General features: G+C 55.4%; 32 protein-coding genes. 10 read left to right on the top strand and 22 right to left on the bottom strand.

Features of this window, described 5'->3' with window-relative positions:
* Positions 1-39: 39 nt before the first annotated feature.
* The 19 genes from BKP64_RS10935 to BKP64_RS10855 all read right to left on the bottom strand — a co-directional run bounded on the left by BKP64_RS10935 (position 40) and on the right by BKP64_RS10855 (position 10,938).
* Entirely contained in the window at positions 40-1,605 is a 1,566-nt protein-coding gene (locus tag BKP64_RS10935) for a phage portal protein (RefSeq protein WP_070969764.1), read from the bottom strand.
* Positions 1,602-1,751, bottom strand: coding sequence for a hypothetical protein (locus BKP64_RS19315; RefSeq protein WP_157755423.1), 150 nt, complete (start codon positions 1,749-1,751; stop codon positions 1,602-1,604). Before BKP64_RS19315 ends, BKP64_RS10935 begins: the two co-directional genes overlap by 4 nt.
* Positions 1,748-3,448, bottom strand: a complete 1,701-nt coding sequence (locus BKP64_RS10930) for a terminase large subunit (RefSeq protein WP_070969761.1) — start codon at positions 3,446-3,448, stop codon at positions 1,748-1,750. The genes BKP64_RS19315 and BKP64_RS10930 overlap by 4 nt, the downstream gene beginning before the upstream one ends.
* A gap of 3 nt (positions 3,449-3,451) precedes the next feature.
* Complete coding sequence (locus tag BKP64_RS10925; protein WP_070969758.1) at positions 3,452-3,916, bottom strand: P27 family phage terminase small subunit; 465 nt, start codon at positions 3,914-3,916, stop codon at positions 3,452-3,454.
* Between the two features lie 76 nt (positions 3,917-3,992).
* Positions 3,993-4,313: an HNH endonuclease gene (locus BKP64_RS10920; RefSeq protein WP_198402609.1), complete on the bottom strand. Its 321-nt coding sequence runs from the start codon at positions 4,311-4,313 to the stop codon at positions 3,993-3,995.
* 86 nt (positions 4,314-4,399) lie between these two features.
* Positions 4,400-4,570: a hypothetical protein gene (locus tag BKP64_RS19310; protein WP_157755422.1), complete on the bottom strand. Its 171-nt coding sequence runs from the start codon at positions 4,568-4,570 to the stop codon at positions 4,400-4,402.
* 117 nt (positions 4,571-4,687) lie between these two features.
* Complete coding sequence (locus BKP64_RS10915) at positions 4,688-5,053, bottom strand: hypothetical protein (protein ID WP_070969751.1); 366 nt, start codon at positions 5,051-5,053, stop codon at positions 4,688-4,690.
* Positions 5,050-5,298 carry a hypothetical protein gene (locus tag BKP64_RS10910; protein WP_070969748.1) on the bottom strand — a complete coding sequence of 83 codons (249 nt, stop codon included), beginning with the start codon at positions 5,296-5,298 and terminating at the stop codon, positions 5,050-5,052. Before BKP64_RS10910 ends, BKP64_RS10915 begins: the two co-directional genes overlap by 4 nt.
* Positions 5,285-5,566 carry a hypothetical protein gene (locus BKP64_RS10905; protein ID WP_157755421.1) on the bottom strand — a complete coding sequence of 94 codons (282 nt, stop codon included), beginning with the start codon at positions 5,564-5,566 and terminating at the stop codon, positions 5,285-5,287. Before BKP64_RS10905 ends, BKP64_RS10910 begins: the two co-directional genes overlap by 14 nt.
* Positions 5,563-5,871: a hypothetical protein gene (locus BKP64_RS10900; RefSeq protein ID WP_070969742.1), complete on the bottom strand. Its 309-nt coding sequence runs from the start codon at positions 5,869-5,871 to the stop codon at positions 5,563-5,565. The genes BKP64_RS10905 and BKP64_RS10900 overlap by 4 nt, the downstream gene beginning before the upstream one ends.
* A 70-nt stretch (positions 5,872-5,941) precedes the next feature.
* Positions 5,942-6,157, bottom strand: coding sequence for a hypothetical protein (locus tag BKP64_RS10895; RefSeq protein WP_070969739.1), 216 nt, complete (start codon positions 6,155-6,157; stop codon positions 5,942-5,944).
* A 132-nt stretch (positions 6,158-6,289) separates the two neighbouring features.
* Positions 6,290-6,802 carry a hypothetical protein gene (locus tag BKP64_RS10890; protein ID WP_070969736.1) on the bottom strand — a complete coding sequence of 171 codons (513 nt, stop codon included), beginning with the start codon at positions 6,800-6,802 and terminating at the stop codon, positions 6,290-6,292.
* Positions 6,802-7,113, bottom strand: a complete 312-nt coding sequence (locus tag BKP64_RS10885) for a Ref family recombination enhancement nuclease (RefSeq protein WP_070969733.1) — start codon at positions 7,111-7,113, stop codon at positions 6,802-6,804. The genes BKP64_RS10890 and BKP64_RS10885 overlap by 1 nt, the downstream gene beginning before the upstream one ends.
* A 12-nt stretch (positions 7,114-7,125) precedes the next feature.
* The gene (locus tag BKP64_RS10880; protein ID WP_070969731.1) at positions 7,126-7,437 is read right to left on the bottom strand and encodes a hypothetical protein; all 312 of its coding nucleotides are present in this window, start codon (positions 7,435-7,437) and stop codon (positions 7,126-7,128) included.
* A complete protein-coding gene (locus tag BKP64_RS10875) occupies positions 7,434-8,108 on the bottom strand; it encodes a DUF6475 domain-containing protein (RefSeq protein ID WP_070969728.1) in 675 nt (224 codons plus the stop codon). The genes BKP64_RS10880 and BKP64_RS10875 overlap by 4 nt, the downstream gene beginning before the upstream one ends.
* Complete coding sequence (locus BKP64_RS10870) at positions 8,098-9,114, bottom strand: replication protein O (protein WP_070969722.1); 1,017 nt, start codon at positions 9,112-9,114, stop codon at positions 8,098-8,100. The genes BKP64_RS10875 and BKP64_RS10870 overlap by 11 nt, the downstream gene beginning before the upstream one ends.
* On the bottom strand, positions 9,111-9,854 hold the full coding sequence (locus BKP64_RS10865) for a Rha family transcriptional regulator (RefSeq protein WP_070969719.1): 744 nt from the start codon (positions 9,852-9,854) through the stop codon (positions 9,111-9,113). The genes BKP64_RS10870 and BKP64_RS10865 overlap by 4 nt, the downstream gene beginning before the upstream one ends.
* Positions 9,855-9,919: 65 nt before the next feature.
* Positions 9,920-10,327, bottom strand: coding sequence for a RusA family crossover junction endodeoxyribonuclease (locus BKP64_RS10860; protein ID WP_070969716.1), 408 nt, complete (start codon positions 10,325-10,327; stop codon positions 9,920-9,922).
* A 281-nt stretch (positions 10,328-10,608) separates the two neighbouring features.
* A complete protein-coding gene (locus BKP64_RS10855) occupies positions 10,609-10,938 on the bottom strand; it encodes a hypothetical protein (protein ID WP_070969714.1) in 330 nt (109 codons plus the stop codon).
* On the opposite strand from BKP64_RS10855, the gene BKP64_RS10850 reads away from it, so the two are divergent.
* Positions 10,932-11,381: a hypothetical protein gene (locus BKP64_RS10850; protein ID WP_157755420.1), complete on the top strand. Its 450-nt coding sequence runs from the start codon at positions 10,932-10,934 to the stop codon at positions 11,379-11,381. The genes BKP64_RS10855 and BKP64_RS10850 overlap by 7 nt on opposite strands.
* Positions 11,382-11,474: 93 nt before the next feature.
* Here BKP64_RS10850 and BKP64_RS10845 read toward each other — a convergent pair whose 3' ends face one another.
* Together BKP64_RS10845 and BKP64_RS10840 are read right to left on the bottom strand one after the other, a co-directional pair.
* Positions 11,475-11,876 (bottom strand): hypothetical protein, encoded by a 402-nt coding sequence (locus BKP64_RS10845; RefSeq protein WP_070969704.1) that lies wholly within the window; start codon positions 11,874-11,876, stop codon positions 11,475-11,477.
* A 34-nt stretch (positions 11,877-11,910) separates the two neighbouring features.
* Positions 11,911-12,348, bottom strand: coding sequence for a transcriptional regulator (locus BKP64_RS10840; protein WP_070969702.1), 438 nt, complete (start codon positions 12,346-12,348; stop codon positions 11,911-11,913).
* 112 nt (positions 12,349-12,460) lie between these two features.
* On the opposite strand from BKP64_RS10840, the gene BKP64_RS10835 reads away from it, so the two are divergent.
* The 3 genes from BKP64_RS10835 to BKP64_RS10825 are packed head-to-tail and all read left to right on the top strand — an operon-like array spanning position 12,461 to position 14,411.
* Complete coding sequence (locus BKP64_RS10835; RefSeq protein WP_083329306.1) at positions 12,461-13,237, top strand: S24 family peptidase; 777 nt, start codon at positions 12,461-12,463, stop codon at positions 13,235-13,237.
* Between the two features lie 33 nt (positions 13,238-13,270).
* Positions 13,271-13,801 carry a hypothetical protein gene (locus tag BKP64_RS10830; protein WP_070969688.1) on the top strand — a complete coding sequence of 177 codons (531 nt, stop codon included), beginning with the start codon at positions 13,271-13,273 and terminating at the stop codon, positions 13,799-13,801.
* A gap of 1 nt (position 13,802) precedes the next feature.
* On the top strand, positions 13,803-14,411 hold the full coding sequence (locus tag BKP64_RS10825) for a hypothetical protein (RefSeq protein WP_070969680.1): 609 nt from the start codon (positions 13,803-13,805) through the stop codon (positions 14,409-14,411).
* Positions 14,412-14,465: 54 nt separating this feature from the next.
* On the opposite strand, the gene BKP64_RS10820 is transcribed toward BKP64_RS10825, so the two are convergent.
* Entirely contained in the window at positions 14,466-14,966 is a 501-nt protein-coding gene (locus BKP64_RS10820; protein ID WP_227515372.1) for an HNH endonuclease family protein, read from the bottom strand.
* A 394-nt stretch (positions 14,967-15,360) separates the two neighbouring features.
* Here BKP64_RS10820 and BKP64_RS10815 point away from each other — a divergent pair, with 394 nt between their 5' ends.
* The 6 genes from BKP64_RS10815 (at position 15,361) to BKP64_RS10785 (ending at position 17,669) form a co-directional block, all read left to right on the top strand.
* Positions 15,361-15,750, top strand: coding sequence for a response regulator transcription factor (locus BKP64_RS10815; protein ID WP_070969676.1), 390 nt, complete (start codon positions 15,361-15,363; stop codon positions 15,748-15,750).
* A 242-nt stretch (positions 15,751-15,992) separates the two neighbouring features.
* Entirely contained in the window at positions 15,993-16,490 is a 498-nt protein-coding gene (locus BKP64_RS10805; protein ID WP_070969672.1) for a hypothetical protein, read from the top strand.
* A complete protein-coding gene (locus BKP64_RS10800; RefSeq protein ID WP_070969669.1) occupies positions 16,462-16,650 on the top strand; it encodes a carbon storage regulator in 189 nt (62 codons plus the stop codon). The genes BKP64_RS10805 and BKP64_RS10800 overlap by 29 nt, the downstream gene beginning before the upstream one ends.
* Positions 16,643-16,849: a hypothetical protein gene (locus BKP64_RS10795; RefSeq protein WP_070969666.1), complete on the top strand. Its 207-nt coding sequence runs from the start codon at positions 16,643-16,645 to the stop codon at positions 16,847-16,849. The genes BKP64_RS10800 and BKP64_RS10795 overlap by 8 nt, the downstream gene beginning before the upstream one ends.
* Complete coding sequence (locus BKP64_RS10790; protein WP_070969663.1) at positions 16,830-17,051, top strand: hypothetical protein; 222 nt, start codon at positions 16,830-16,832, stop codon at positions 17,049-17,051. Before BKP64_RS10795 ends, BKP64_RS10790 begins: the two co-directional genes overlap by 20 nt.
* Before the next feature lie 3 nt (positions 17,052-17,054).
* Positions 17,055-17,669 (top strand): HNH endonuclease signature motif containing protein, encoded by a 615-nt coding sequence (locus BKP64_RS10785; RefSeq protein WP_070969660.1) that lies wholly within the window; start codon positions 17,055-17,057, stop codon positions 17,667-17,669.
* Positions 17,670-17,698 lie beyond the last annotated feature (29 nt).

Below are 17,698 nucleotides of genomic sequence, written 5' to 3'. Positions count from 1 at the left end.
TTTCCATAAAGACGGAAAATGCGGTACCAGAAGGCCAGTTTAGACATTCGGATCGCCCATGAATTGACGGAGAGTTTCAGACCGAGACAAGCGCCAATCCGCCAGCAGATCCAGCGTGTATTGCTGCTCGTTAATCCCCTTGCAGGAATCAAGAACGTAATCACGGGCCCTGGCTTCTAAGTCCTGGACACCATCGAATGTCGCAATACTGGAGAAAGCCTCAACCAGGTGTTTTTGGTGCGACTCGTAAAAATCCGCCAGCTTGCCGGCTTCGATTCCCTTATCCGCCATTCTGGAAAGTGCGTTGATTTCCTTGCGAACCATTCTGTTGGCCGGATCTTCCCAAAGTGCGGAGGTACCCCGGCGGTCGGAGGCGCGAGCATTCGCTTCGGTTCCACCTTCCTGGATGGCGCGCTCAACACTCATCATGTTGGCTTGAACCAGACGTAGTTGGCCCTGGTTCTGGGGCAAAGGATTCATGTCTTCGCGGGCCCGAACTTCGTCGATATCGAACACCCCGCGATCTAGCATGGCCGTGTAGAAGCTCTGGCGTGCTGCGGTATCGCCGCGAAGCAGGGCGTTAACGTTAAGCTTGGTGAACAGCTCGGATTCGTCTTCGTCGAAGAGCTTGAAATCTGCTTCCTGCTCCAGCCGTGTGGCCCAGGGCACGACAACGTCAGTAACGAATTCGATGTTCTGAGACTCGATGTTGTTGTGCGTTGCGCGATCCAGTTCAGCCAGCTTGTGAGGCGGAACCCGAAACCAGCGACACATATCCAGAGTCTGGAAGCGGCGAGTCTCCAGGAACTGCGCATCTTCGGGAGGTATACCGATCGGATCGTATTTGAGTCCGGCGTCGAGATAGTGAACCTTGTTGCTGTTGGCTGCCCCTCGATGCTTTTTGTTGAAGGAGGAAAGCAGGTTCTTAATCGCAGGCTGGCTCAAATCGCCAGAACCAGGCTCTTTCGTGATCACGCCGCCGAGGTGGGCGCCATTACCAAAAAATGCTGCGCCGAACTGTTCGGTGGCGATGCCAAGACTGATAGCCTGCTTCGCTTGGTTAACGACTGAGTATCCTTTCAGCCCATCGAACGCCAGGCAGGGCAGGTGGAACATATCCCGCGCCGGGATCTCGCTATCCTCTTCTTGGTCGTTGGTGACCTTGTAGATGATATTGCCTCGAGCATCCCGGTCCGGCGTTACCCTGTCTGGCGTAATGATCCATAAGGCGATCGGTTCGCCAACCCGGTTTCTCTCGATTTCTGCATAGCCGTTGCCCCAGGTAAGCGCGTGAGCAACCAGAGTCTCCTTGAAGCGGAACGGAATGGTCTCGGGATTTGGGCGCCGATGCAGCAACCGGTAAATATGGTGATCGGTCACTGCCTCCCGTACGTTGCCTTTCTTGCGGTGTACGCCCCACGGCAGTGAGGCCATGGTTTCTGAGATAACCCGTACACAGGCCCAGAGTGGGCCATAGGTCATAGCTTCCTGTTCATCCACCCTCACACCGGCAACCGGTGGCTTGAACAGAGACATTGCGCCCCCGGACTGGCCGGGAGTCGCCGGCGCGGTCTGGCGCTTTGCAAGCAGGCTTTCAAAAATCATGCGCTACGAACCACGCCGATGCCGGTTACTACGAGGCCGACACCAATAACCATAAGGCCATAGGGCATACCGAGCTCAAGCCAGACGCCGCTCGCACCGACTCCGATACCGCCCAGGATGAATGCATCTCCGATCAGCGCCTTCATAGCTCGGTTTCCTCGTAAATGGATTTCTCTCGCTTGGTGCCACTTTGCGCCCGACCAATAGCCATGATCAGCGCAACCGCTCCATCGATTTTATTGTGATCGCCCTGTTTGATGGGGCGTACCACATCGTCATTGCCTGGCAGGAACTTGCCAACCACGTTGCCCACGCACCAGGTCATGATCGGATTGCCGTCATGGTGAAAACGACCAGACACGATCGCCGCCTCAAGTTCCTTCATGGGATCCGACATGTTCGTGTAGTTCTGGACGATCGTGATCGGAGTGAGGCCTTCGTCGTCTAGCTGGTGCGAAAGGTTAGTAGCACCGTGTGGGTCAATCGGTGATTCCTGCGCCGGCGTTTCCAGGTTGGCTTCCTTGGCGCATTCCAGGATCTCCCGGTAATCCACCTCGCTGCCATCGGTCGCGTCCAGGTGCTTTGAGGCAATCCAGCCCTGGTAGCGCTCGCTGAGTCTCCGATCCTCACCGTCAAAGGCGGTGTCTTCCGGTACCCAGAATCTGGGGCTAACACAGTAGTAGTGTGTCTTGTCATCAATGACCCGCTTGAATAATCGGGCCATGCTGTTCATGTCCAGCTTGCGCGCCAGGTCGAAGGAAAGGATGCAGTCTTCGCCACGGAACTGGTCGACGGTCAAAGACCGGTCTTCGCATTTCTTCCAGTCCTCCATGTTGAAGAATCCCTCTTTCGAGGAAACCCACACATTGAGGTGCTTGGTCTTGTACTTGTTCGCCAGCCTGGCCCGAGCGACCGCCTTATCGCGCTGGCTTTTCAGATAGTCGAGCTTTACCGATACGCCGGCGTTGGGGTTGGCTTTGAGAATGGCGTCATCAGTTGTCCAGTCATCACCTACATCGATGGTGTAGATGATGGCAAATAGCTCGTCGTCCTGGCTGGTTCCTTCCAGCATCTCGATGGCACGTTCGCGCATCTCGTAGCAGGGCCCGGCTATATCGAACCCCGCAGTGGTAATAACCCACATCAGCGGCTGGGATCGGGCGCCCATGCCGGTGATCATGGTGTCGTAGAGCCGTGAGTCCGGGTGCTCGTGGTACTCGTCAACGATGGACATCGAGGGGCTAGAACCATCACCCGGGTCACCGATCACTGGCTCGAACACGCTGCCATCGGTGCGCTCAAGCTTCTTGGCCCAGGGCACAATGCCGAAACGCTTGCGCAGGCTGGGCAATCGGCGGGCCATCTTCAGGGCAGGGCGGAACACCTCCCAAGCCTGCTTCTCGCTGGTAGCGCCGCAGAACACTTCGGCGCCGTATTCGTTATCAGCGCAGAACGAATATAGGCCGGCGCCGGCCACCTTGATGGACTTCCCATTCTTTCTTGGGACCTCTTCGTACACCTCTCGGAAGCGGCGGAAGCCGTCTTTCTTCCGGACCCAGCCAAACACCATGGCGAAGCTGAACAGCTGCCAGGGCTCCAGCTTTATTCTCTGGTTGCCCCGGGCCCACTCGCCCTTGGTGTGTGGCAGTAGCTGGACGAACTTGCAGGCCCGCTCTGCCTTGTCGCGGTCGAACCGGTAAGGGTAGCTTTTGGCCTTGGCGGATTTCAGGTTGTCGAGGTGGCGGGCACAAGCCGCCTTCACGTAGCTGCAGGCCACGATCCGGCCACCTACCACGTCGCGGGCGTACTTCTGCGCCGCGTTCACATTCGGGTAGGCGGCCATAGATCAGAACTCGTCGAATTCGTTGCCCTCGCTATTGCCGTTGTCATTGCCCCCGCCGGCTCCCAGCATCCTCAAGCGGGTAAGCGGATCCAGTCCCAGCAGAGAGCCGGTGCGGGTCAGCTGCGCAATGCAATCGTTTCTCACATTGACGTAGGGTGATTTCTTTATGCTGCCGTCCGAAGTCGGAACCACCATGCCGCCGTCCTTTGCAGCCCAGTCGGTAATTTTGATCTCAGCCTTGAGCATCAGTGCGAACGAGTTGCAATAGGCAACCAGGAGAGGCGCGTCCTCGATCTCAAACGTCCCGCGCTCGATCAGAATCTTGGATTGGGTTTTCCAGATCTTTATGGCCATCTCATCGACCAACTCGGGCGGGGGTGCAATGCGAGTCAGCGAGCTCTTGTGCTGATTCTGTGTCTTCTGTTTGCGGCCTCCGCCAGAGGCTCGAACCGGTGCTGCGTTGGTCATCGGGCCTCTCTGGAAAAAGTTCGTTATTTCTCACGCGTAAAAAAGTGACTGAGGGCGCGGTCTAGAGCGCGAAGGGTCAGAAACTTTGACCCGCCCCCCGGTATGCGCGCGTGCCGTTTCCGAAGCCTGAGTCCTCGCTGGCGGTCTTTTCCGAGTGATGGCTGTGGCACAGCGCCTGCCAGTTCGACTCATCCCAGAACAGCTTCCTGTCGCCTCTGTGGGGCACGATGTGATCGACATCTGTGGCCGCTTTTACGACACCTTTTGCATGACATTTCACGCACAACGGATGCGATTGGAGGAATCTTTCACGGGCTTTCTGCCACTTATAGCCGTAGCCGCGCTTTGCACTGCTGTCGCGTCGGCGATCATGCTGGCGCTTATGCTGATCTGCCATGCCAACATGCTTTTCACAGTAGCGCTGGCCTCTTACCAGAGCATGGCAACCAGGTGCAGAACAGGGTTTCGATGGTCGTTGAGGCATCAGGCTCTGGTGCCATCCAGATAGGTCTCAGGATCCCGGTCGTCCTCATCCAGCCCTTCAGCCTCTGCCATTGCCTGAACCAGCGCGGCATTGCTGCTTGCCAATCGATTGATGGCTTCCGTCTGCTGGCGGATGGCCTCAATGAGCTCAGCAGTTTGCTTTTCGTTCACTGGAATACCTCGTTGACCGCATCAACCAAGCCGTTATGCCGGGTTTTGCAATCGTGGTAGATGCTGGCGGTTTGAGTGGTCACTGAAGCCGCGGTGTCTGCGTTCCCATCACGGAACTCAGGGAGTGTCTCTGGACACTTCACCATCAGGTTTGCTGGTATCTCCACGCTGGGCATCGTTAAGCAGCCGGACAAGTTCAGGCTCAAAGCACACGCGCTTATAAATCGGCTTCTGAATCTCACGGATAACTCCACGGTCAATGATGCGCTCGTTGGCTCTCAGCTCACCAAGTCGATCTTCCACTTGCGTGGATATCCCGCCAATGTCCTTGCGGATTTCCTCAGCCAGCGCCTGCTGGGCCTCCATGGCTGCAAGGTCTTTGCTGTCTTCAAACCAACCCCGGGCCATCCATCCCGCATATCCGATCGCCACGACAGTCGCTGCCAGGCCTGCCAGCTTTGCTTTGGGTCCGAATGGAATCATTTCTTCACCTTGCCTGCCCAGGCCTCAGCGATGTTGTTGCCAAAGTAGCTCAAGATCAGAGTGGCGCTGATTCCGTATGACCAGCCGACAACGACCGCCAGAGCAGCAACTGAGCCCGGTCTATGTAGCTCCAGAGCAACCCAGCCAGGCGTCTGCAAGATTGCCCACCACTTCCCGGTGTAGTACCCGCGCCGGCGATGCTTCCACCAGCGATTTGGATCCGGGTGGCTTTCAGTTGCGTCCATATTGGCTTTCAAGCAGGCGGTCGAGCTTTTCGTTCATCCGGCGAATGTCGACCTTGAGCTCGTCATAAGTCTTCTGAGTGCGCTCCTGGTCATTGATTCTGGCTTGCTGCAGTGTCTGCACGGAGCTCTCAACTAATGAGATCCGTTCATCCTGCTTGGACTGATCCCTGGCAATAGAAACCGCCAGCAGTACCACTGTGACCAAGACGGCAATGGGGATGCCCTTGTCGATGTGCCAGCCTCTCCGATCCCGATCCATCTCACTCATCGCTTTGGCTGATACTCAACGTGGATGTGGTCGGACTCGAGTACTACGTCATAGTCAGCACCAAGGCAGTCACCGAGATCCCGGGCAACAGACTCAGCAACAGAGGTGCTTTCGAAAATTCTCGTTCTAAGGTCGACGGCATTCCCGCTGTAGTGAAGACTTGTTGAGCTGTGGGTTCCGTCCAGTAGAGAGGTGATCACGCAATCATGGCCATAGCTTGCGTATACGGACTGGGCAACGCAGACCGCCAGCATGATTTCCGTGCTCAGGCCTTGAGCGACGACACCGGCCTTGAGTTTGAGCATGGTGAATCCTCATAAAAAAGCCCGCTCAGTGGCGGGTTACGATGAAAATACTTGGCGACAGTGGGCGGGCTTAGGCTTTGGTGAAATCCACGTAAAACTCAGCGCCTGGGGTAAAGTCCGCGGCTGCATTTTCGTTGATCGTTCCAATCTCGATGGTTCCGAAAGGCGTGTAGTGGAAAAAGCTCTCGTTTTCCTCGCTGCCTGATGTGACCGGGCTCAGTTTCACGCTGTTGCCATTATCAAACTTTGTAACACTTTCAACTTTGAACTTCGCTCGTACCGACATCACACAACCCTCATCTTAAATTTCATCCATAAAAAAACCGCCAGCTCCGGGAGGAGGGCGGTTTCTTTCGAGGTCAGTTTGACCAGCTACCAAATAGTGTATCTGCTGGACCCCTGAAGTCAACATCTAGTGTTAGGCAGCTGCAGATTCCCGGAAACCTAGTAGGCATTCAAGCTGGCCATACCCCTTGGCAACCCTTCGCTGGAAAACTTTCACCGAACAACCAAGCAGCTGAGCACACGCAGGATCATTCCAGTAGATCTCATGGCGCTGTTCAGTGAACGGATCTATAGCCACCTTGGTTCGACCACGATAGAAGCGATCAATACAGAGAGCGTCCACTTGCTTTGGGGCCTTGCTCGCCATCTTGCTTAACCGGTCATACGCCCGCGAAAATTCCTCGGGCATCTGACGGAGCCTGATCTTTTCCAGCTTACCCGCCAGCAGACAAAAGCCACTGAAGCCGGATCCTGACGGCGGCTTTCCCTCGAACTCCGCCCACATCCCCATAATGCTTCGGCCCTGGTGCGCAATTTGGTCGATAGTATCCATGCCCTGCAGGTAGGCAATGAACCGGTCAACTTCTCTTTGGGCAGCCTCCCGAGCTCGGCGCTGCTCATGTGTCCTTCGGTTTTGTTCGGCCATCACGCAACGCTCTCCCGTTCCAATAATTCGTGGCACAGTTGCAGAATCTCCATCTGCCGGCCATACAGCTTTTCAAAGCGCGCTTTCCATGGGTGCACAGCAACGAGGCCTGGGATACCGGTACCGTCCTGATGATGGCCGGCACAGAGCGGTAATACCTTCATGTGCGCCCCAGGCTTTGTTCTTCCATCGATGTGGTGAATGCTGACCTCTGTATTGCGGCGGTTATCCAGGTAGCAGGCAATACACCCCAGATCCGCCAGCCTTTTGTGGAATTCTTTTTCTGACTTGTTGGGAGTTTTACCTTTCATTACGTCTCCTGGTCAGTCCCCGTGGTACCGTGATCCGCCAGCGCCATAGCCCCGGCCATTGCTTTCGGCTCTCATGGCCGCCATCTGCCTTCTGACCTCGACCAGCTCCTGGTTGCGCTCGGTCAACCGGATGCGGAGCTGAATGATAAGGTCTGCCATTGCCAGGCTATCGCCGGTCTCCTTGCAAACTACTCCGGACGCTTCACAGCGATCGCAGGGCATCTGGTGAAACATCGGTTTTACGAAGCCGCCGCCATGGCATATCGGACAGGGCTTAAGTGGTCGCTTTTCCTGTTTCAGGGCCGGGCCGGATCTCTTCTTCAAGCCGCACCCCCAATCCGTTTTGAGTCGTTGTCCACCGTCAGCTCGAGGAACTGCTCGGTTTTCTCGTGCTGGATCTTAACCACGCCCGGTTCACCGCCGCCCTGGTAAACCAGCCGGGCCCTTTCCTTATCGCCTACCAAAGCCGGCTGTTCTTTGACTCGACCACGCATGAACTCTGATTGCTGGCTGTTCTCATGCTCGCTGGTTCCGATAAGCTTGCGAGGAAAGCTATCTGGTGGGGTGACGGTGAAGCCCTGATAAAGCTTTAGGAAGTTGTTTCGTAGGAATGGGTATTCCTTGTTGTCCGTGAGGGCAATCTTCTGCCAGCCGCCCAGGCGTTCGATGGCGGCGTGTATCTTCGGGTCATCGAAAACTACAGACCGGTAATTGCCAACGCAGCGGATAGCGTAATCAACCTTTGCCCAGGCCTCACCGCTTGCGGACTGGCTGCTGCCTTGGAGAAGTCGGACAATATCGGCTGGCTTGGGCGGATACTGGCCGGTATCTGGGTTGGTAATGTGCCGGGAGAGGGCGCGCTCAATGTCAGCCAGCGAGAAGGCGACCAGCGACTGGAATACCATGTAAACCACCCTCGGTTCGGGGCTCTTGCCGTAGATCTCGTGGGCCTGTGCCCACATGTCACCAAATGCCTCCAGGTCATCAGTGTTCATAGGTCACTCCTTGCTGGCTGTTCGAGCGCTGTTCGTGGATGCGGCGAAGCTCGGCGGCTCGGTCGATACCAGCCTGTTCCGTGGGTTTCCGGCGTTCGGACCTCCGTTGCATGGCAAGCTGGGACCACTTTTCGCGCAGCTTGTCCGGGGATTGGACGTTTGCAGCCCAGAACTTCTCGTGCTGGCGGGCCCAGTCCCACAAAACGCGAATGTGGCGATGCTCTCGGCCGTCCTGTTCACGCATCAGCCGGATGGTGTTTGCCCAGCGGGAGAAATTGGGCGCCCGGGGCTTGTCGGGGCCCAGCTGCTCCGCCAGTTGATCCCACATCCACACGGCCAGGTCGAGATCATCCTGGTTCCCCCAGAACCGACCGCTCTGGATCGCTGCGTCTGGTCGGTCAGGCTCCGTGCCAGGTTCTGGATTGGTTTCGCTGGAAGGAGGCAAGGGGGCGTCCGGCCGATCAGGTCCGGACGTTCTTTCTGCCGTAGTCTCTGTTGTAGTCTCTGAAGTAATCTCTGTAATAGATTGGCGTTTTCCGCCATCCCTGTTTGGCGCTTCCGTGCATTCTTGATTGGCGCTTTCCGCCATACTAGTTGCACCATCTGTACAAACTTGATTGGCGCTTTCCGCCAAACTGCTGTTTTCATTGGGCGCACAATCTTGATTGGCGGTTTGCGCCATTCTGGATGACACGTCCTCCAGAGCGGCCTCGACCGCTTCGATGTTCACCCTGAAGTGGAGGCGAGCAGGAACCCCTTTCCGCTGCTCTTCGAGGAAGCCGGCTGCAGTGAGTCTTCTGCGGGCTGTTTCTTGCTCGCGCCTGGTCATCCCAGTCTCTTCCTGCCACTCCTTCTGGGATTTATAGAACCATCCATCGGGGTTCCTGGTCCTCGCTCGCCAGTAGAGAGATTGTGAAAGCATCATGGCGCCACACATGCCAAGGCCGAGATCCACAAAGGCACGGTTGAATGCGATGGGCCTCGCCATCAAGTCGATAATGCTCATGCAGCACCCTGAAGGTTTTTGTCATGGGTGAACTGCCCGTTCCAGGTCTGCTTCATGGGCAGCTCTCCTGCCAGATAAAACTTGTGAATTTGAATAGCGCCCTTGCGCAGTAGAACCGGCGTGCAGCACACCATCACTTGGCCGCTGTTGCGCTGGACGTTGCTCTGGCGTTCCGTGAGGTATCGATCACGGGCGTAGGACGTAACCCTCCAGCCGCCAGCAAAGTCCTGGTAGAGCCACTTACGGGTGGCCAGTGCCTGGCTTACCTTCTGGCAGTTCACGCCGTTTAGGCGTTTGGCGAACTCCGTAGGGGTCATGCCGTCTACGAACAGGTTCTGTAGCGATTCGATCTGCACGGCCTGCTGCTGATTGGCCAGGGTTAGCTGCTCGTTCTTCTCAGCCATTTCAGCTGCGAGGCGTAGCGACTCGGAAAGTGTCTTTGGGATTTTGTGGGCGCCGGCCTCGAGCTCCTGCCAACGATCGACAACTGCAGCGGTAAAATCTGGAGACAACCGAGCAACCAGTACCAGGGAGTCCCGTTTGTTGAATCGATACTCCTGATAAGCGTTGCCGCGGTGTTCGTAGCTGAACCCCTCCAATGGAGAGGTTAAAATTTGATCAGCCGCCAGCCGTTCTGCGGATCTCTTTACGTTGTCGTGGCGACTACCCGTAAGATCGGCGATTTCGCGACTACTCATCGTCGGAGCACTGGTGTTGCTGCTCAATATCAGTTCAGTCATAATCATTCCTTCTACTGATTGCCCGGCGAGGTGTTCCAGCACCGTTTGAGCCGGGTTTTCTTTTTTCAGGCCTCCGGCCCTTTCCCTGTAATCACCACTCGCACCTCTCCACCGATCACGACCTCGTCGCGCTTCAGGAATGGATGTGTCCGGAAGTGGCAGTCATCGATACCCAGCGCATCCGCCAGCCCATCACGGCCAGACTTGAATGCCGAAATAATGTTGTCGTCGTCCCGGGCTCGCCTGTTTGGCGGATAGAAGTCCAGGAACACGTGAATCTCACCGCCAGCCTCAACCAAGGCACGTAGAGGCTGCAGATCCCACTTGCCCTCCTGGATGGCTTCCTTGCTGATCATCTTGCAGGTGTACCGGTAGACCTCAGTAGCCCGGTGGCGCTTTCGCCAGTGTCCCCGGGCATTCGGGTTCAACGCCTTTGGTGGCCACGGAAGGGTGATCTCGAACTTGTCTGGCATTGCCTGCTCCGTTTCCGTAATTCAAAAACTGTCTTTACGTGACATGTCACGTTTTCTCGGAATACTTCCGGACATTCCGCCAGCCTGGCTTTTCTTTCGTCCCGATCGGTGCCTGCAGCTACGTAGGCATTCCACTCACCGAGACTTTCCAACGCTGGTTTTTCCATCGCCCTACTCAATACACGGATCGATATGTCGATTTTCGGAAACTTTTTCCGAACCCGAAGAAAGGGCCTCGCTCAGAAGCCCTTTCCGGCTTCGTGCTCGTCAGAGCAATTCGCTTAACTGGTGGTAGGTCCGCGTATGCCGATGCTGGCCACGCCAGCTGCACCCCCGGGCAGCACTTCTTTTTCGTTCGTGGTAATAGCAGTCGAGACGGTTACCTTTGCGATCACCCCGCCGGGTGACTCTGGCAATCGTTCCGGTGAGGCCATGGCCGCTGTTACTTCGCCAAGGTCGTAAACCGAAAATACATCGACGGATTGCTCCATCGGATCGAGCTGTAAGGCGTGTTGCTTAATTGCCTCAGCAGCAGCTGGCATGGATGCCAGCGAACACAACGCGAATACTGCGGAAGCCGCTGTGAGAACGATGATTCTCTGTCGTGCCATCCGGTGTTCCTCGTCGTTGGTTGCCGGGCTTCAAGGCGGGCCCGGAGTCGCCTACAAGTTCACTGCTGTCATTGCGATTGATGCGATGGCCGGATTCAAACCGACAGAACGCCATTACCTCGGGGATTCAGTGCCATACCCTCGACTTCGCTTTCGCTTTCGCTTTCAGCCCTGATCAAATTCGGCACGCTTTACGGGCCACCTATCGCATCGGGGAGGATTCTGCTGACGCTGGCGCGGCTGCCAGGGTCATCCTTGGTCAGAGGGACAGAATCCTCCCCGATGCGGCCTGTCTTTCCAGGCTGTCAGCGCGATCAACTGGGGCGGTGGTGGGTTACCTTTGCCTCGCGCTGCTGGCGTTCTATCGCCGGGACCCTGTCCCCGGCTGCAATGTCGGCACCTTGGCGATCTTCTGCCTGGCCAGCTTTACCGGCTGCTTCTGATAGCGCTGCAGCTCGCGCCTTCACTTTCTGTGCCTGGGCTACACTCTCCCTTGCCAATTCATCAAGGAAGGATCGATATGCCCAGGTATAAACTCAGATTTGAGGCCGATAATGACGACAGCAACCCGACTCACCACACAACTGAGCACCCCCTTGAGATAGGGGAAGTAATTCTTCTCGAGAACGGGTGGCATCACTGTGTGGTAGATCTTCGAACTGGTCGTCGAGACGTCGTCGCCATTCTGTCGAAATCCGCTCAAGATCCTGAGGAGGCACTGCTGCTAGCAAGGCAGTATGGACACTTATGATCAGCTCAGCGGCCTCCTTCGCTACCAGGTGCGGGCGAGTGACGTAATAGGGCCAGGTCACCCTGCTGGCCGTGCCAACCCCCACGTTCTCAGCGCCCATGGCCGCAACAAACAGGGCGGCCGCGTACTGCTGTGCAAACGTGGGCTCTGGCGCCTTCGGGTTAACGTCTTTCACCAACTTCGCCATTACTCGCTCCTATGTCCGCTACCAGTGATGGCCATCACGCAATTGACCGGCGATCATGATCCCGCCTCTCAGCTTCTCTGCGCTCAGAGTGGCGCCGCTCCTTATCTCGACGCTCTCTATCGCGACGCTCTGTCTCTCGACGCTCGCGCTCCTTTTCGCTGTATATGTATTCACCCCCTGTAAACGGGGTAAAAACCCTGGCCTGAGCTGGTTTAATAGCTTCAACGGTCGCAGGTAGCTGGGTGGCCAACTGATCAAAAGGCAGGCCGTCGTATGGGTTGGGATAAATATCCGGTCTCAACTCGTGAGGGGATACCTGCCAGTCCAAAGCACGACAAAAGTTAAGAACCATGTCAGCAGGTACTCGGCCACGGCTTCGCCAGTTAACGAGACGCTGAATCGTGATCTTCAACTGCTTCGCCAGTGCTTGAGGTCCGCCAGCGCGTTGTATTTCTTTTTCGAGAATGGTCATGCAGATGAATCTAAACGCTACGTGTAGTTCAGTCAACAGATTGTTCATTGCGAGTGACCGCGATTCTGTAAACAATCTGTTTATGAGCGACATATTAAGTAGGGTGGAATACATGCTGTCTGATCTCGGGTGGAGCTGGGCAAGGTTTGCCCGAGAGCTCGACACCACGGATCAGCGTGTTTACAACTGGAGAAAGCGCGGGGTACCCAAAAGTGAGGTTGATCGCATAGCAGACATTTTGGGTTGTAGTACCGATTTCCTGCTCAAGGGGTCTGACTTCGAGACCAGGGATGAAGACGGTAACCTGTTGATGCTTGTTGAAACTAAACAGGCTACTCGACGCATGCGGCGCCCCGACGAGCTTAAAGAGCATGAAATTGAAGAGCGGGAGCGGCGTGCAAAACATGAGTTAGAGTTCTTCGGCCACATGGATGCCTGGGACAGCAACACACCATTGGATGAGGACGAAGTTGAATTGCCTTTGTTCAGGGAAGTCGAGCTGGCCGCCGGCGCGGGCCAGACTCAGGTAGTTGAGAACCATGGCGCCAAACTCCGCTTTGCAAAATCCACGTTGTCCAGGGCAGGGGTGGAGCAGGAGTACGCCGCTTGCGCGTTTGTCCGGGGTAATAGCATGGAACCGGTCATGCCTGACGGTACATGCGTTGGTGTGAACACAGGTGACACCACTGTCCGTGACGGCGAGATCTACGCGATCGATCACGATGGCATGCTTAGGGTTAAGTACCTACACCGTCGACCAGGTGGCGGAATTAAGATTGTGAGCCAGAATGCATCAGAGCATGCGACTGAAGAATATTCGGCTCAGGACGTGATCGATAACAACATTCGGATTATCGGGCGTGTGTTCTGGTGGTCAGTATTGAGATAGTCGGCGCAAGTCAGAGTAAATAAGGAGAAGAAATTGAGTGGTAGCGAGACTCAATATTCGCAGGACGCTGTCAGTATAGAGGCTCTTCAAAAAGAGAATGATCTTCTTAAAGATCAAGTCGATTTTTTTAGGAGTTCCGCGTACCAAACCGCCCTTACCGGGTTAGTGTCGAAGCTGGTCCCGTGGATAGGGACTGCAGTATGTCTTTGGTTGGTTGCTTCCAGCAGCGTTGATATCGCTGGCGTTTTAGCAGGAAAAGAAACAAATGCCGTTATTGACTTCAAGACTGAAATGATTGGAGGCCTCGAATTATCAGGCGAGAAGGCAAAGGAAGTCATTGAGGCCGCGGGCGGATACACTATCTGGCAACTGATTTATTCGTCAGCTTTGGGCTGGATATTTGGAATTATCGGTATTATGTTTGGTCTCAAACATCGAAAGCTCCGAAAAAAAGCAATAGAAAGTATGTCGTCCAGAATGGAGGAATACGAACAGCGAGTCGACCCAGGCAGAACAAGCAGTGGTTTGGATCGAACTGGAGACACGCATAAAAGGGACAAATAATATGGGCTTCGTAACAGGTGTTTCGCTTCTACTTCTGTGGCTTTTTTACATTATTTTCTACCGGCAGTTTTGTGTCGATCGCCATAGAGCTGAGCTTTTTGAAATCAGAAATCGGCTTTTTGATCGAGCAGCTGCGGGAGAGATCTCCTTTGATAACAAGGGATATCAGCTAACTAGGTACACCCTAAACGCGTTCATCAGGCACGCTCACAAGTCGTGCTTGGCAGAATTTTTGATGACGCTGGTCTCTCAAAAGAGAATGCCGGAATCAATCAAGGATTCGTTCCGGCTGCGTCTCTCCGAATCGTTAGAGGGCTGTACTGAGGAAGAGAAGGAAATTATAAATGGTGTTTTTGAGGATCTTCACGCTCGATACGTCATTTTAATAGTGAAAACTTCTCCGATCGCATTGCCCGCTTTCCTTGCTTACGTGGTATTTAGCTCTGTATGGAAGCCAATCAAACAGATTGCATTTAGGAACCTTAAGAAGCTCAGCAATCCGTCTTCGAAGGGATCTGCTTCGGCTGCGCTGCTGTACGTCGACGAGCAGATATACAGCGAATCCGGGAATGATGTTTCGAGGGAGCGATTCCCGAGGGCCGTCGCGTGATAATGATTGTTAAAGCATTTTACGAGATATAGCCCGCTACGAGCGGGCTTTTTGTTACCCGCAATAATCAGCCAGCTGCTGCTTGTGTCGGTTGAAGTCTCCCTGTGACGGTTTCAGCCCGTAGACCTTTACGATCCTGACAAACCTGCTCACGTACTGGCACCGTCCAACTGGTGGAAGCCAACTCTCCGGGCCCTGGGCGCCTTTCTGGCGGTTCAGTGATCGTTCAACACTCCATAAATTCCCTGGATCATTTGCGAACTTCTCTCGCTTATCCCTAGACCAGGTGTTGGCTCCGTGATCCCAGGCCCACTTTAGGGGCACCACGTGATCGATGTCGATATCTGAGGCATTCTGTATTACTTTGCCGGTGAACGGGCTGATCCAGCGCCCTGTGACCACTCTGCAACGACGTTCATCCGCAAACCTGACATCTGTGCTTGATTGAGCAACCAGGGCCTCTGCTCGGCTGTTCTGGCAGTCCCCGTCCGCATCATCCCACCCATACCCAAATTTACTTCTCTCGTAATCTGAGTCGACACTGGCCAGCGCCATACCGGTGCTCCGAACAGACTCCCGATATCTGCTCAAGTCTTTCGGTAACCGTCCGCCGGACGCCAAGCATGACTCCACCGTGTCGAACTGCCGGTAATTCTTTGTCCGGTCGTAGTAGGAGCTGGCTGGCGGATGACATATCCCTGACTTTGATTTCTTTACCAGGTCAGCGCTGGTGGATTGGGATGTAAGTAAGAGCAGGGCAGACAGTACAGCTAAAACAATCCTTGGCACATCAAACTCCTTTGATTAGATGTGGCCAAAAAATAGCGCACTTTTGCTAAATAAAACAGCGGCCTAAATATCCAACTAAACAAAATAAACATTTTGTGTTGCACAAAACTAAACGTGGTGTTTATACTGAGCTCATAACGTTGATCAGGGAGACAACAGCATGAGCCGCAAACCACGAATCACTTTCCCCCGAATGGACGTCGAGCTGGCGGATAGAGCCGCACTGCCAAAGCGTCGTGGAGAAGTCCTCGAGCTCGCCGCCCGCGGCATGCAGTCAAAAGAGATCGCCCGGGCCATGGGCATATCGGTAGACACCGTCGACTGGCACCTCAACGAATTGAAAGACCAACTTTGCGCGTTTAGTCGGGCTGACCTGATCAGTCAGGGCTGGATGCACGGTCTGTTCCGGGCTCGTGCGCTGGCACTTCTTCTGATGGCGCTCTCAGTGGTTCCGGTCATGCGCAGCCGGCCTTCGCCGATCAACGGCACCCGGCCGCCAGCCGTCCGACACACCATTGGCAGAACCGCTATACGCGAAATCCGCGCATAACCAGGAGGGGACCGTATGAACAGAACAACCACAGACGCCCATATTGCCAGCAACGTGCATCCGAACTACCGGGAATTGGGCCTTTCCTCGATTCGGCAGATTCGACTGTATGGCCGCAGCCCTTGGTGCCAATCAAGTCGGTCTGAAATTAAAGAGCTTGTAAAAGCTGAACAGAGATCTCTCGCCCGCAAGAGAGCACTTCTGAAATCTGCTGAAAAGCACTCTTAACCGGGAGATCAATCATGGCAACTCTCACTATCGAACTGCCTTCACACGTTACCCAGGGCCAGATGATGGAAGCGCTCGAGTCCATCGGTTGCGAGCTACGACTTGCCCGGGACGGGCGCAACTACACCGCGGTACCGAAAGCCCGGGATATCCGTCCGACGTTGAGCGCGATGCAGCAACAGGCCCGGGTATTCCGCCAGCAGTACGACAAAACCCACTGCGGTGGCTACGTCATCTTTTTTAAGGGCCAGCCCGTGGCCTGGAAGCGTTGGCTGGACCACCCCAGTGGATGGGAACCGGGCTGCATTGCCCTGGCTGAATCGGGCAAGCAGTGGGTGGCTGCTGGTGGCAATGGCTATGAGGGCGCCATGCGCTGGGAGGAAGTGGCCGAAAAGCCCGCCAACGTAACCCGTATGCCGGCACGGATCCGGGCAGTCCGCCAGCCGGGACCCGGCGGCGCAGAACCAATACAAGGAGAGATGAATGCTGATTCTGACGCGCAGAGCTGGTGAGGCCCTGGTAATCGAAACCGAGTCCGGCGAGACCATCAAAGTGGTGGTCATCGAGACCCGAGGTATCCAGACCCGGCTGGGAGTGATTGCCGACCGACAGGTTTCTGTAGACCGGGAGGAGATCCACCTGCGCAAGAAAGCGGAGAAGCATCGTGCGTAATCGCCTGCGGTTTGTCCGCCAGCGGCATGCAGATGATCTCTACCAGGTTCTCAAGGACCTGACAGCCATGGCAAAGCTGGCCGCGCCGATCACCGCTCTCAATACCTACCAAGCAGCAGTTAGGAATGCTGACGAGCTGCTGAACAAGATCGATGAAGAATCCAAGGAGGATCCTGGCAATGAAGAACAAGCTCACTGACCTGAACGACCACTTATTCATGCAGCTTGAACGCCTGAATGACGAGAGCCTGAAAGGCGAGGAGCTCCAGGAAGAGATCGAGCGCAGCAAAGCCATTACCGGTGTCAGCAAGGAGGTGGTTTCTAACGCCAGGCTCGTGCTCGATGCCGAGAAGCACAAGCGTGAATTCGGGCTCACCACCGGCCCAAAACTTTTGGAGTGAGTCATGGTTACCTGGACTGCACAAAAGGATGAGTGGCTGAGATCGCTGTATCCGGACACTCCGAATCGGACGATCGCGAAGATGCTTAATTGCAGCTACCTGGCAGTGAAGAACCGGGCCACCGTTCTGGGCCTCAAGAAGTCTGAGGACTACATGACAAAGGGCCCTGGACGCTTCAAGCCAGGTCAGAACAGCTGGAACAAGGGCCTGAGCTATCAACCAGGTGGCCGAATTGCTGAGAGCCAGTTCAAGCCTGGGCACAAGCCTCAGACCTGGGTTCCGGTTGGAACGGAAACTGAGGACAAAGATGGATACCTCAAGCGCAAGGTCAGTGACGATCGGACGGTGCCGAGTCGGTACAACTGGAAGTTCGTCCACGTCCTCAAGTGGGAGGAGTACCACGGCCGGCCGGTACCGCCAAAGCACGTTGTGCGTTTGAAGGACGGCGATAAGCGGAACTTCTCCAAAGAGAACCTGGTGCTGGTGAGCATGGCCGAGAACGCGATCCTGAATAAGTTCTTTGCCATGAAAGAGCCGCCGGAAGGTGGCTTCGAAGTCCTCCTGAACCTGGCCAGAATCAAGCTGGCCACGACTAAACGGAAGCGGGAGCTGGCGTAATGAGCGGTTATACCCCCCCCCCAGATCAA

Origin of the sequence: Marinobacter salinus (assembly GCF_001854125.1) — a bacterium.
Lineage (GTDB): Bacteria > Pseudomonadota > Gammaproteobacteria > Pseudomonadales > Oleiphilaceae > Marinobacter > Marinobacter salinus.
The sequence above is the reverse complement of the archived record's forward strand: the minus strand, read 5'-3'. Positions and strand labels throughout refer to the sequence as shown.

Coding starts and splice junctions, on each gene's coding strand:
- BKP64_RS10935 (WP_070969764.1), bottom strand. CDS start 1,605: ATGATTTTTGAAAGCCTGCTTGCAAAGCGCCAGACCGCGCCGGCGACT.
- BKP64_RS10805 (WP_070969672.1), top strand. CDS start 15,993: ATGGCAACTCTCACTATCGAACTGCCTTCACACGTTACCCAGGGCCAG.
- BKP64_RS10835 (WP_083329306.1), top strand. CDS start 12,461: ATGCTGTCTGATCTCGGGTGGAGCTGGGCAAGGTTTGCCCGAGAGCTC.
- BKP64_RS10930 (WP_070969761.1), bottom strand. CDS start 3,448: ATGGCCGCCTACCCGAATGTGAACGCGGCGCAGAAGTACGCCCGCGAC.
- BKP64_RS10885 (WP_070969733.1), bottom strand. CDS start 7,113: ATGAAAGGTAAAACTCCCAACAAGTCAGAAAAAGAATTCCACAAAAGG.
- BKP64_RS10785 (WP_070969660.1), top strand. CDS start 17,055: ATGGTTACCTGGACTGCACAAAAGGATGAGTGGCTGAGATCGCTGTAT.
- BKP64_RS10790 (WP_070969663.1), top strand. CDS start 16,830: ATGAAGAACAAGCTCACTGACCTGAACGACCACTTATTCATGCAGCTT.
- BKP64_RS10825 (WP_070969680.1), top strand. CDS start 13,803: ATGGGCTTCGTAACAGGTGTTTCGCTTCTACTTCTGTGGCTTTTTTAC.
- BKP64_RS10900 (WP_070969742.1), bottom strand. CDS start 5,871: ATGCTCAAACTCAAGGCCGGTGTCGTCGCTCAAGGCCTGAGCACGGAA.
- BKP64_RS10815 (WP_070969676.1), top strand. CDS start 15,361: ATGAGCCGCAAACCACGAATCACTTTCCCCCGAATGGACGTCGAGCTG.
- BKP64_RS10920 (WP_198402609.1), bottom strand. CDS start 4,313: ATGGCAGATCAGCATAAGCGCCAGCATGATCGCCGACGCGACAGCAGT.
- BKP64_RS10875 (WP_070969728.1), bottom strand. CDS start 8,108: ATGAACACTGATGACCTGGAGGCATTTGGTGACATGTGGGCACAGGCC.
- BKP64_RS10820 (WP_227515372.1), bottom strand. CDS start 14,966: ATGGCGCTGGCCAGTGTCGACTCAGATTACGAGAGAAGTAAATTTGGG.
- BKP64_RS10800 (WP_070969669.1), top strand. CDS start 16,462: ATGCTGATTCTGACGCGCAGAGCTGGTGAGGCCCTGGTAATCGAAACC.
- BKP64_RS10915 (WP_070969751.1), bottom strand. CDS start 5,053: ATGATTCCATTCGGACCCAAAGCAAAGCTGGCAGGCCTGGCAGCGACT.
- BKP64_RS19315 (WP_157755423.1), bottom strand. CDS start 1,751: ATGAAGGCGCTGATCGGAGATGCATTCATCCTGGGCGGTATCGGAGTC.
- BKP64_RS10890 (WP_070969736.1), bottom strand. CDS start 6,802: ATGGCCGAACAAAACCGAAGGACACATGAGCAGCGCCGAGCTCGGGAG.
- BKP64_RS10840 (WP_070969702.1), bottom strand. CDS start 12,348: ATGACCATTCTCGAAAAAGAAATACAACGCGCTGGCGGACCTCAAGCA.
- BKP64_RS10910 (WP_070969748.1), bottom strand. CDS start 5,298: ATGGACGCAACTGAAAGCCACCCGGATCCAAATCGCTGGTGGAAGCAT.
- BKP64_RS10855 (WP_070969714.1), bottom strand. CDS start 10,938: ATGGCACGACAGAGAATCATCGTTCTCACAGCGGCTTCCGCAGTATTC.
- BKP64_RS10895 (WP_070969739.1), bottom strand. CDS start 6,157: ATGTCGGTACGAGCGAAGTTCAAAGTTGAAAGTGTTACAAAGTTTGAT.
- BKP64_RS10845 (WP_070969704.1), bottom strand. CDS start 11,876: ATGGCGAAGTTGGTGAAAGACGTTAACCCGAAGGCGCCAGAGCCCACG.
- BKP64_RS10860 (WP_070969716.1), bottom strand. CDS start 10,327: ATGCCAGACAAGTTCGAGATCACCCTTCCGTGGCCACCAAAGGCGTTG.
- BKP64_RS10905 (WP_157755421.1), bottom strand. CDS start 5,566: ATGAGTGAGATGGATCGGGATCGGAGAGGCTGGCACATCGACAAGGGC.
- BKP64_RS10870 (WP_070969722.1), bottom strand. CDS start 9,114: ATGAGCATTATCGACTTGATGGCGAGGCCCATCGCATTCAACCGTGCC.
- BKP64_RS10925 (WP_070969758.1), bottom strand. CDS start 3,916: ATGACCAACGCAGCACCGGTTCGAGCCTCTGGCGGAGGCCGCAAACAG.
- BKP64_RS10865 (WP_070969719.1), bottom strand. CDS start 9,854: ATGACTGAACTGATATTGAGCAGCAACACCAGTGCTCCGACGATGAGT.